The organism is Klebsiella sp. C349492 (assembly GCF_042055345.1).
Classification (GTDB): Bacteria; Pseudomonadota; Gammaproteobacteria; order Enterobacterales; family Enterobacteriaceae; genus Klebsiella; species Klebsiella scottii.
Window position 1 is genome coordinate 93,810 of the sequence record NZ_JANQCE010000008.1, and the last position, 11,543, is coordinate 105,352.

Genomic DNA, 11,543 nt, shown 5'->3' on the forward strand with positions numbered 1-11,543 from the left:
TATTTTCAGGCGTATTTGCCCGCGCGCGCATGGCTGCAATATCCGCCGTGCATCCTCATCTATAGTTGGCTATGATGTTGCGCTCGTTTTTTACGGGTGTAACAGATGTTAACAAAGGAGGAATCAACCCGTGGCCGATAGCAACCTGTGGCATGAAACACTGCACGACCATTTTGGTCAGTATTTTACCGTTGATAACGTGCTGTATCACGAGAAGACCGATCATCAGGATTTGATCATTTTTGAGAACGCCGCTTTTGGCCGCGTGATGGCGCTGGACGGCGTGGTGCAAACCACCGAGCGCGATGAGTTTATCTATCATGAAATGATGACCCACGTGCCGCTGCTGGCCCACGGCCAGGCGAAGCACGTGCTGATTATCGGCGGCGGCGATGGCGCAATGCTGCGCGAAGTCTCCCGTCATCCCCATATCGAAACTATCACCATGGTTGAGATAGACGCGGGCGTAGTCTCTTTCTGCCGCCAGTACCTGCCAAACCACAATGCCGGCGCCTACGACGATCCGCGCTTTACGCTGGTTATTGATGACGGCGTCAATTTTGTTAACCAGACGACGCAAACGTTTGACGTCATCATCTCCGACTGCACCGACCCAATTGGTCCCGGCGAAAGCCTGTTCACCTCAGCGTTCTATGAGGGCTGTAAGCGCTGCCTGAACCCCGGCGGAATTTTCGTCGCCCAGAACGGCGTGAGCTTTCTGCAGCAGGACGAAGCCGTCGACAGCCACCGCAAGCTGAGCCACTATTTCAGCGACGTCAGCTTCTATCAGGCGGCGGTACCCACCTATTACGGCGGCATTATGACCTTCGCCTGGGCGACGGATAACGACGCGCTGCGCCATCTTTCCGGCGAAATTATCCAGGCACGCTTTCACAAAGCAAACCTGAAGTGCCGTTATTACAACCCGGCAATTCATACGGCGGCATTCGCCCTACCGCAATATCTGCAGGATGCGCTGTCCGTCAGCGATCTTAAGTAAGGGGGTGAACTAAATTGAAAAAACTGAAGCTGCACGGCTTTAACAACCTGACCAAGAGCCTGAGTTTTTGCATTTACGATATCTGCTATGCCAAAACGGCAGCAGAGCGCGACGGCTATATCGCCTATATCGATGAACTCTATAACGCCAACCGCCTGACCGAGATTTTGTCCGAGACGTGCTCGATAATCGGCGCCAACATCCTGAATATCGCGCGCCAGGATTATGAGCCGCAGGGCGCCAGCGTCACCATTCTGGTCAGTGAAGAACCGATTGACCCGCAGCTTATCGATCAAAGCGAGCATCCGGGCCCGCTGCCGGAAACCGTGGTCGCCCACCTTGATAAAAGCCATATCTGCGTCCACACCTACCCGGAAAGCCATCCCGAGGGCGGGCTCTGTACCTTCCGCGCTGATATTGAAGTTTCAACCTGCGGCGTCATTTCGCCGCTGAAGGCGCTGAACTACCTTATTCACCAGCTGGAGTCCGATATCGTCACCATTGATTACCGCGTTCGCGGCTTTACGCGTGATATCAACGGGATGAAGCACTTTATCGATCACGAGATTAACTCAATACAGAACTTTATGTCCGACGACATCAAGGCGCTGTATGACATGGTGGACGTCAACGTGTACCAGGAAAATATCTTCCACAGCAAGATGCTGCTGAAGGAGTTCGACCTGAAGCACTACATGTTCCATACCCGGCCGGAAGATTTAAGCGAAGAGGAGCGCAGGGTCATTACCGACCTGCTGTGGAAAGAGATGCGCGAGATTTACTACGCCCGCAACATTCCGCATATCTAAGAGACGCAGGCAGGGCCGCGGCGGCGGCGCTGCCTGGTTATGCCAGGTGAAGCTGGCACGGCAGGTTGGCGAGCGCCTCCTGTGCCTGGGTCGCCAGGCCGCGATCGGTGACGATATCCGTCAGGCTGGCAAGCGGGGTGACGCAAAACAGCGACCAGGAGCCATACTTGCTGCTGTCCGCTAACAGCACCCGGCGGCTCGCATTCAGCGCCAGATCCTGCTTGAGCCCGGCCTTCTCTTCCGTGGGAGTGGTAATTCCCTTCTCCAGGCTCCACGAATTACAGCTAATAAATGCGATATCCGGGTAGATACCGCGCAGCAGCTTACGACCGTGATCGCCAATGCACGACTGGCTGCTGTCATCGATGCGACCGCCGATAATGGTCACCTCTATCTGCTTAAACTCCGAGAGAAACAGGGCGATGCGTAAATCGGATGTAATCACGCGCAGCGGCAGCGAAGTCAGGTTACGCGCCAGCTCCAGCATCGTCGTCCCGGCATCCAGCACGACCGAATCTCCGGCTTTAATCATCGACAGGGCGAGCTGGGCAATCGCGCTCTTTTCCTGGGGATGCAGCAGCTGCTTTTCATTCGTCGTCGGCTGAGCAGGGATAAAGCGGTTAAGCGCCACGCCGCCGTGGCTGCGATTAATCACGCCCTGCTCATCCAGCTTAATCAGATCGCGTCGTATGGTCGCGGGGGAAGCGTCAATAGCGGTAACCAGTTGTTCAACGGTGACCAGATTATGGCCTTTCAGATAGTCCAGAATCTGGTCTAATCGATTTTGTGACTTCATATACCTTTCATCTTTCACGTTGCGAGCCGATAGCCACGCCAGCGCTTAACCGGCGCGGGTAACCGCCTCAGGCACCGCGGACTGCCGCCTTGTGCAACCTGAATGAATCCGGATAACGATCTATAAATTAAGCAAGCTGACTGGCTAGCTGGATAGAGATCGCCATGCTCTCAGACTTAGCTTTACCTGTCCAGGCAATATCAAACGCGGTGCCGTGATCCGCTGAGGTGCGGATAAACGGCAGCCCGGCCGTGATATTGACGCCATCATAGAAGCCAAGCAGCTTCAACGGAATATGCCCCTGATCGTGGTACATCGCCACCACCATATCGTACTGCCCTTCCCAGGCCTGCAGAAAGACGGTATCCGGCGGGCAAGGGCCATAAACGGCCACTCCCCGCTGCTGCATCTGCGCTATCGCCGGGCCGACAATATTAATCTCCTCATCGCCAAAAAGACCGTTTTCACCGGCATGAGGATTAACGCCGGCTACCGCGATACGCGGAGAGCTGAACCCCACGCGCCTTAGGAAAGTGTCGGCGAGCGAGATCACCGTTTTGATACGCTCGCCGTTCAGGGTATCGAGGAATTTACGCAGCGCAATATGCGTCGAAACGTGTATGACCTTCAGCTTGTCGGTATACAGCACCATCGCATAATCGCGACTGTCCGTCAGCCGGGCCAGCAGCTCCGTATGGCCCGGATACATGTGCCCCGCCAGATGAAGCGCCTCTTTATTCAGCGGCGCGGTCGCGATGGCGGAGACCTCTCCCGCCAGCGCCATTTCGGTGGCCCGCTTAACGCAGCGGTAAGCCAGGTCGCCGGCCTGCGCCTGCACTTTTCCCGGTATGAGCATGGCAGGCTCTTTCAGGGGTTCGTCAATGACGTTAACGATCCCCGGCGCAAAGCGCGCCTGGGAAACCTGCTTTATCGGGCGTAATTCTACGGGCGGGGTGACGCCGGACGCCTGCAGACGCTGTAGCGTCTGTAAACATCCCACCACGACTGCCGGCGTGCCGGAAAGCTCGCCTTCGGCCAGAGATTTGATAATGATTTCGGGCCCGATGCCTGCCGGGTCGCCCATCGTGACGGCAATTACGTTATTTGTCACTGTACATCTCCTCAATAAAATAAAGTGCATCCCGAAGCGTGGCTTCACCGCCAAATCCGCCGGCTTTGGTGATCACCGGCAGATCGTCAATTTCGCTGTTAACCAGCGTTCCGCAGGGCACGCAGGGCGCAACCTCGCTGTCGATGCGATAACCCTCAGCGCCGAGCGCTCTCGCCACGGCGATAGCAATATCTCCGCCCGTGAGGAACAGCCCCCCGATTTGCGCTCGGTTGATGATGGCGAGCGTGATATCGCCTAGCGCTGAGCTAATGCTGTCTCCTAGCTGCTGGCGTGAAAGCTGGTAGCGTTCGCACAGCGTCTCAATCATCCCGCGCGCATCGGCGTCGCGGCTGGTTCTCAGCACACAATGCTGACGATCGCGCAAAACGGCAGTGGACTGGTGGACGATCTTTTCCTTCATGCTATCGCTGTCCGTTTGCAGCAGCGCCTCGACATCAATATCCACAATCCCCAGCGCTCTCTCTTTCGCCGCAAACACAATTTGCTGCCGGGTCGCTTCACTCATCGAACCGGCGACTACCAGCACCGGCAGCTGCTGCCGTGGGCTGAGATAGCAGCCTGCCGGCAGCGCGTTAGCAAAACCCGCCGCGCCAACGAGCAGGTAACGGTCGTGAAGCCCGGCCACCGCCTGGGCCAGCAGGGCTAAATCGCCATCATTTTCGGCATCAACGACCACAATCCCACCATCGCTCTCGCCTAAGCGCTGGAGTTCGGCGCCTGAGCCACCGCCACGTACCGTCGCCAGATCCAGCTCATAAACCGGACAGGCGGTCTGCAATTCAAGCAATGTCTTGATATGAGAAGAAATAATCGGTGTTTTTGGATCGCTGGCAAATTCTGTTTCGACGAGCGGTACGCCGTGTACCAGACACTGTCCGTTCATCGTTACCCTGCCCGCCGCAGGGATCGCTGCCGCCACGATGGCCAGCCTGGCCCCGCAGGCCTGCATTGCCGCTTCGACCTCCGCGCCGACGTTACCGCGGAACGTCGAGTCTATCTTTTTGTATACCAGCGGCGGGTTATCCCGCTCGCGAAACCAGGGCGCGACGGCCGCCCTCACCTTCTCTGCCGCCTCAGCTGGCGCCAACGCCCTGCTTTCGGTATTTATCACCAGGACATCAGCCTTACGTGACGCTTGCTGTCGTTCATCGAGCATGACCTCAGTGCGCGCGCCCTTTTTGGCCAGCTGGACCCCTGTATCATTTGCTCCGGTAAAATCATCTGCGATAACAATCATCTTCATTGCGGTTTCTCCCCGAGGGCGATCTTCGCCTGCTGCTGGTTACGCTTCGCCACCCACGACGTCAGCGCTGGCGTTAAGAGGGCGGTCACAATCACCGACGTGGCCACCAGCGGCGTCGCCACCGCCACGATCGCGCCCAGCGCAGGGTCCGCCTGTGCAATCGCCATCGGCGTGGCGACGGCGTTACCAGCGGTGCTGGAAGCCGCTGCGCCGGCAATACCGGTCCCGCCCAGCAGGCGATCGACTTTAATATTGAAGAAACCGCCCACCAGGGTGGTCAGCGCGCCCAGCAGGATCCCGGCAAGCCCGCCCTTCAACAGCATGGACAGGTCGATTCCGGCGCCTAGCGCAAAAGCAAAGAATGGGATCAGCAGCGGGCCGCCTTTAGTGAGGAATTCGCGCATCTGCGCATCCAGATTGCCGAGCAGCATGCCGATAAGCATGGGGATCAGCACCACCACGATCGACATCAGCGGAATATTAGCCATACCCGCCGCGCCCAGAGCGATCATCGTCAGTATCGGGCCGTCGCTCAGAGACATCAGCGGCGTTGCCCCCACCTCATTCTCGCTGCCAAACTCGCCGGCCAGAGCGGCGTACAGGCCGCCGTTAGTGTTGCTCATCGCGGCAATAATGGCGACGGAGGAGAGTCCCCACAGACCGTCGACGCCAAAAAACGTCTCGACGGTAAATCCAAGCGCTACCGCCACAACGAACTTAGTGAAGGTAATACCGCCGCCAATCAACAGAGATTTAGGGGCGGCTTTTATATGGATACCCGCCCCCATGCAGAGTAAAAACGCCCCGATAAGCGGCGCGGCGCCGTTCTTAAATAATGCCGTGGTAAAGCCCCCCACCTGCAGCGCCTCGGGGGCGAAGGTATTGAGCATAGCCCCCAGCACAAGCGGGACGACCATCATCCCTCCGGGGATTTTTTCTATTGTCGCTTTAATTTTCATACCGCCCTCCGAATTGATTTAATATAATCACACGTGATTATATTAAATCAATAAAAAGAAAAATAAGGGTCAGATCGCAGTTCCGGGTCAACGTTAAGCCGTTTAATGATTATTTGATTAAATGTAATCAAGGAGGAGAGTGCGGGCAGCGCCAAAAAGAGCGCTGCCGGGGGGTTAGCGGTCTTGTAAGAAGCGACGGTAGGCGGCAACGACCTGCAAAAAGTCTTCGACGCCGCAGAGGGAGAAGCTCTCCTCGTCGTAGTAGCTCATCCCTTCTTCAATTTCATCGCCGGAGATTTCCAGCTGGTTAGCGCGGATCATCACCTCTTCGCCGTCTAACCATAACGTGTACTCATGCCCGGCACGCTGCCAGGAGCGCTCGCTGCCTTTTACGGTACGCGCGGCCTGTTCCACTTCGTCCAGCAGGGCGAGATTATCCTTCACCTCTTCATTAAACCAGTGCCCCACCACCTCGTGGCCCATCGCCATCCGCACCTTTACCACTCCGGTAATATCGCGCAGAAATTCGTAATCCATAGTCTCTTCCTCTGCAAGGGCAATGCGTCACGCTGCACTGTACCCATAGCGTAATTATCGCAGTACCGGGGAAGAAAAAAAGCCGGGCGGATGAAGGATTGGAAATAAAAATGCCCGGTGATGCAATGTTCACCGGGCACTGGAGAGTTTACAGGCAATTCGTCAGGCGGGCTGACGCGTCACCTTACACCGCCGTCTGGAAAATAACCCCATCCGCTTTATCAGTGTACTGATCCAGCTGGTTGAAGTTCAGGTAGCGGTAGGTATCCGCCGCCGTCTGATCGACCTGCGCAACGAAGGTCTGGTACTCTTCCGGCGTCGGCAGCTTGCCAAGCAGTGAAGCCACGGCCGCCAGCTCAGCAGAAGCCAGGTAGACGTTCGCGCCGGTCCCCAAACGGTTCGGGAAGTTACGGGTTGAGGTGGAAACCACCGTCGCACCGTCGGCTACGCGCGCCTGGTTACCCATGCACAGGGAGCAGCCCGGAATTTCGATACGCGCGCCGCTCTTACCAAATACGCTGTAGTAACCTTCTTCGGTCAGCTGAGCCGCATCCATGCGGGTTGGCGGAGCCACCCACAGGCGGGTCGGCAGCTGGCCTTTATGGCTATCCAGCAGCTTACCTGCCGCGCGGAAGTGGCCGATGTTGGTCATACAGGAGCCGATAAAGACTTCGTCGATCTTCTCCCCCTGAACGTCGGACAGCAGACGAGCATCGTCCGGATCGTTCGGCGCGCAGAGGATCGGCTCTTTGATATCCGCCAGGTCGATGTCGATAACCGCGGCATATTCCGCATCCGCATCGGCTTCGAGCAGCTGAGGGTCCGCCAGCCATTTTTCCATCCCCTGAACGCGACGCTCCAGGGTACGGCGATCGCCATACCCTTCGGCAATCATCCACTTCAGCAGAACGATGTTGGAGTTCAGATACTCAACGATCGGCTCCTGGCTCAGCTTGATGGTACAGCCGGCTGCAGAACGCTCAGCGGAGGCATCGGTCAGCTCAAACGCCTGCTCAACCTTCAGGTCCGGCAGGCCTTCGATTTCCAGAATGCGTCCGGAGAAGATGTTTTTCTTACCTTTCTTCTCAACGGTCAGCAGGCCCTGCTTGATAGCGTACAGCGGGATGGCGTGAACCAGATCGCGCAGAGTGATCCCCGGCTGCATTTTACCTTTGAAGCGGACCAGTACGGATTCCGGCATATCCAGCGGCATCACGCCGGTTGCGGCGGCAAACGCCACCAGACCAGAGCCCGCCGGGAAGGAGATACCGATCGGGAAACGGGTGTGGGAGTCACCGCCGGTACCGACGGTATCCGGCAGCAGCATACGGTTCAGCCAGGAGTGGATAACGCCATCACCCGGACGCAGGGAGACGCCGCCGCGGTTCATAATGAAGTCCGGCAGAGTATGGTGCGTGGTCACGTCGACCGGCTTCGGATAGGCCGCGGTATGGCAGAAGGACTGCATCACCAGGTCGGCGGAGAAGCCGAGGCACGCCAGGTCTTTCAGCTCATCGCGGGTCATCGGACCGGTGGTATCCTGGGAGCCAACGGAGGTCATCTTCGGCTCGCAGTAGGCGCCGGGACGAACACCGGCTACGCCGCAGGCGCGGCCAACCATTTTTTGCGCCAGCGAGAAGCCGCTGGTGCTTTCGGCAACGTCTTTCGCGTGACGGAAAACGTCGCTATGCGGCAGGCCCAGCGCATCACGCGCGCGGGTAGTCAGGCCACGGCCGATAATCAGCGGAATACGGCCACCGGCGCGGACTTCATCGATCAGCACGTCGGTCTTCAGCTCGAAGGTCGCCAGCAGTTCGTTGGTTTCGTGATGACGCACTTCACCTTTGAACGGGTAAACGTCGATAACGTCGCCCATGTTCAGGTCGTTGACGTCAACTTCAATCGGCAGCGCGCCCGCATCTTCCATAGTGTTGAAGAAAATAGGGGCGATTTTTCCGCCGAGAACCAGGCCACCGCCGCGCTTGTTCGGCACGTTCGGGATATCGTCGCCCATAAACCACAGCACCGAGTTGGTGGCGGATTTACGCGAAGAGCCGGTACCGACAACGTCGCCAACGTAGGCCAGAGGGAAACCTTTTTTCTGCAGCGCTTCAATTTGCTTGATCGGGCCAACCGAGCCCGGCTGATCCGGTTCGATACCTTCACGGGCGTTTTTCAGCATCGCCAGCGCGTGCAGCGGGATATCCGGGCGGGACCAGGCGTCCGGCGCCGGGGAGAGGTCATCGGTGTTGGTTTCACCGGTAACTTTGAAAACGGTCACGGTGATTTTTTCCGCCAGCGGCGGGCGGCTCAGGAACCACTCGCCGTCGGCCCAGGATTGCATCACCTGTTTAGCGTATTCGTTACCTGCTTTCGCTTTCTCTTCTACATCATAGAAGTTATCAAACATCAGCAGCGTATGGGACAGCGCTTTCGCGGCAATCGGAGCCAGTTTAGCATCGTCCAGCGCGTCAATCAGCGGATGAATGTTGTAACCGCCCTGCATGGTGCCCAGCAGTTCGACGGCTTTTTCAGGGCTAACCAGTGGGGAGGTCGCTTCACCTTTGGTGATGGCGGCAAGGAATCCGGCTTTAACGTAGGCGGCTTCGTCGACGCCCGGCGGTACGCGGTTAATTAACAGGTCTAACAGGAATTCTTCTTCACCCGCTGGCGGGTTTTTCAGCAGTTCTACCAGCGCGGCCATTTGGGTTGCATCTAAGGGTTTGGCAACAATCCCAACGGCTGCACGCTCAGCTACGTGCTTACGGTATTCTTCTAGCACGACGGTTCTCCTCGCTCTCATTGTAAAATGCGGCAGGCGATTCTCTTCACGCTCCTGTGAGACAGCAGTTTGTAGGGTAAATGCCCGATACCGCGTCGGCAGCATAGCAGGATTTTAGGGAGGTGTTAATCTGTTTACAAAAAAGCAACATTAAAAATTAGCTGAATCGTTAAGGGCAGGATTTTGCAGTCTTTACACCGGTTTCCCGGTATATAAATTTCACGCCGCTGCCGCCGGCTGGGCAATATTCCGGCAAAATCAGCCGCCTCATCCCGTCGTGCGGCTGGCGCGCCCTTTCAGGGGAAAAGGCATAAAACATGCCCGGCGCCTCATCCTGTGCCGGGCATCTGAGAAGCTGAAGCGATTTTAGCCCTGATGCGGCATCAGCTGCGGATAGCCGCTAAATGCCGGCTTAGTGCTGCTCAACGCAGCTTCATCACTCTGGATGCTGCCCGAGTTCGCCGCCCATACGCCTTCACTCGTTTTGCTGATCTGCTGGTGCTGCGTATTCAGGTTCTGCCCCATAGCGGCGATATGCGTATTTTCCGTGCCGCCGCTGTTGTCAGCCCACGGAATGGAAGGATCGGCGGCACAGGCCATACCGGATGCCAGCGTTGCGGCTAACAACGTCGTTGTTAAAAAGCGTTTCATAACCCACCCCACTAATAATTAACCAGCTATAAGTTTACTTCGTAATTATTGTCAAAGTATCTATAACCTGTAGCAGGTTATGAACGCAGACACAGTTCTAAACATCAGGCATAAAAAAAGCGGCTCACAGAGCCGCTTATGCTTTTTGCCGGAAAGAAAAACTTACTTTTTCTTCGCTTTCGCGTTCGGCAGGTCGGTGATGCTACCTTCGAAGACTTCTGCCGCCAGGCCAACGGACTCGTGCAGAGTCGGGTGCGCGTGGATGGTCAGAGCGATGTCTTCTGCGTCACAGCCCATTTCGATAGCCAGACCGATCTCACCCAGCAGCTCGCCGCCGTTGGTGCCGACAATCGCGCCGCCGATAACACGGTGGGTCTCTTTGTCGAAGATCAGTTTAGTCATACCGTCTGCACAATCGGAAGCGATCGCACGGCCGGATGCTGCCCACGGGAAGGTGGCGGTTTCGTAGCTGATGCCTTTTTCTTTCGCTTCTTTCTCGGTCAGACCAACCCAGGCAACTTCTGGTTCGGTATAGGCGATTGACGGGATCACTTTCGGGTCGAAGTAGTGCTTCAGGCCAGAAATAACTTCTGCGGCAACGTGACCTTCGTGAACACCTTTGTGCGCCAGCATCGGCTGACCCACGATATCGCCGATAGCGAAGATGTGCGGTACGTTGGTACGCAGCTGCTTATCAACGCGGATAAAGCCGCGGTCGTCAACTTCAACGCCGGCTTTGCCTGCATCGAGGTTTTTACCGTTCGGCACGCGGCCGATAGCCACCAGCACGGCGTCGTAACGCTGCGCTTCAGCCGGGGCTTTTTTGCCTTCCATGGAAACATAGATACCGTCTTCTTTTGCTTCAACGGCGGTCACTTTCGTTTCCAGCATCAGGTTGAACTTCTTGCTGATGCGTTTAGTGAAGACTTTCACCACGTCTTTATCGGCAGCCGGGATAACCTGGTCGAACATTTCAACCACGTCAATCTCTGAACCCAGCGCATGGTAAACGGTACCCATTTCCAGACCGATGATACCGCCACCCATAACCAGCAGGCGTTTCGGTACGGATTTCAGTTCGAGGGCGTCGGTGGAGTCCCATACGCGCGGATCTTCATGCGGAATGAACGGCAGTTCGATCGGACGGGAACCCGCCGCGATGATCGCGTTGTCGAAGTTGATCACGGTTTTGCCGTTTTCGCCTTCAACTTCCAGGGTGTTAGCCCCGGTAAATTTACCCAGACCGTTTACCACTTTCACTTTACGGCCTTTGGCCATACCGGCCAGACCGCCGGTCAGTTGGGTGATAACTTTCTCTTTCCAGGTACGAATTTTGTCGATATCGGTTTTCGGCTCGCCGAAAACAATGCCGTGTTCGGCCAGAGCTTTCGCTTCTTCGATAACTTTAGCGACGTGCAGCAGTGCTTTAGAAGGGATACAGCCGACGTTCAGACAAACACCGCCCAGGGTGCTGTAACGTTCGACGATGACGGTTTCCAGACCTAAGTCAGCGCAACGGAAGGCAGCAGAATAACCTGCGGGACCAGCCCCAAGTACCACGACCTGAGTTTTGATTTCAGTACTCATCATGACCTCTGTAGTTAGTATCCGGCGGTCATACCCGTCGTCTTTCA

Annotated in this window: 10 protein-coding genes; 2 read left to right on the forward strand and 8 right to left on the reverse strand. The window is 56.6% G+C overall.

Annotated elements, in window-relative coordinates:
• Positions 1–130: 130 nt before the first annotated feature.
• Positions 131–1,000, forward strand: coding sequence for a polyamine aminopropyltransferase (gene speE, locus NWP14_RS24065; RefSeq protein ID WP_331834572.1), 870 nt, complete (start codon positions 131–133; stop codon positions 998–1,000).
• A gap of 14 nt (positions 1,001–1,014) precedes the next feature.
• Positions 1,015–1,809: an adenosylmethionine decarboxylase gene (speD, locus tag NWP14_RS24070; RefSeq protein WP_095103728.1), complete on the forward strand. Its 795-nt coding sequence runs from the start codon at positions 1,015–1,017 to the stop codon at positions 1,807–1,809.
• A gap of 37 nt (positions 1,810–1,846) precedes the next feature.
• Here speD and NWP14_RS24075 read toward each other — a convergent pair whose 3' ends face one another.
• From NWP14_RS24075 to lpdA, 8 genes are all read right to left on the reverse strand, one after another.
• Positions 1,847–2,605 carry a DeoR/GlpR family DNA-binding transcription regulator gene (locus NWP14_RS24075; protein ID WP_346430391.1) on the reverse strand — a complete coding sequence of 253 codons (759 nt, stop codon included), beginning with the start codon at positions 2,603–2,605 and terminating at the stop codon, positions 1,847–1,849.
• Between the two features lie 127 nt (positions 2,606–2,732).
• Positions 2,733–3,746 (reverse strand): D-threonate 4-phosphate dehydrogenase, encoded by a 1,014-nt coding sequence (locus NWP14_RS24080; protein WP_095103731.1) that lies wholly within the window; start codon positions 3,744–3,746, stop codon positions 2,733–2,735.
• The gene (locus NWP14_RS24085) at positions 3,706–4,980 is read right to left on the reverse strand and encodes a four-carbon acid sugar kinase family protein (RefSeq protein WP_095103732.1); all 1,275 of its coding nucleotides are present in this window, start codon (positions 4,978–4,980) and stop codon (positions 3,706–3,708) included. The genes NWP14_RS24080 and NWP14_RS24085 overlap by 41 nt, the downstream gene beginning before the upstream one ends.
• A complete protein-coding gene (locus tag NWP14_RS24090; RefSeq protein WP_095103733.1) occupies positions 4,977–5,939 on the reverse strand; it encodes a 2-keto-3-deoxygluconate permease in 963 nt (320 codons plus the stop codon). Before NWP14_RS24090 ends, NWP14_RS24085 begins: the two co-directional genes overlap by 4 nt.
• Before the next feature lie 174 nt (positions 5,940–6,113).
• Positions 6,114–6,476: a protein YacL gene (gene yacL, locus NWP14_RS24095; RefSeq protein WP_095103735.1), complete on the reverse strand. Its 363-nt coding sequence runs from the start codon at positions 6,474–6,476 to the stop codon at positions 6,114–6,116.
• Positions 6,477–6,660: 184 nt separating this feature from the next.
• Complete coding sequence (gene acnB / locus NWP14_RS24100) at positions 6,661–9,258, reverse strand: bifunctional aconitate hydratase 2/2-methylisocitrate dehydratase (RefSeq protein WP_346430392.1); 2,598 nt, start codon at positions 9,256–9,258, stop codon at positions 6,661–6,663.
• A gap of 366 nt (positions 9,259–9,624) precedes the next feature.
• A complete protein-coding gene (locus NWP14_RS24105) occupies positions 9,625–9,909 on the reverse strand; it encodes a hypothetical protein (protein WP_095103737.1) in 285 nt (94 codons plus the stop codon).
• A gap of 162 nt (positions 9,910–10,071) precedes the next feature.
• Positions 10,072–11,496, reverse strand: coding sequence for a dihydrolipoyl dehydrogenase (gene lpdA, locus NWP14_RS24110; protein WP_095103739.1), 1,425 nt, complete (start codon positions 11,494–11,496; stop codon positions 10,072–10,074).
• Positions 11,497–11,543 lie beyond the last annotated feature (47 nt).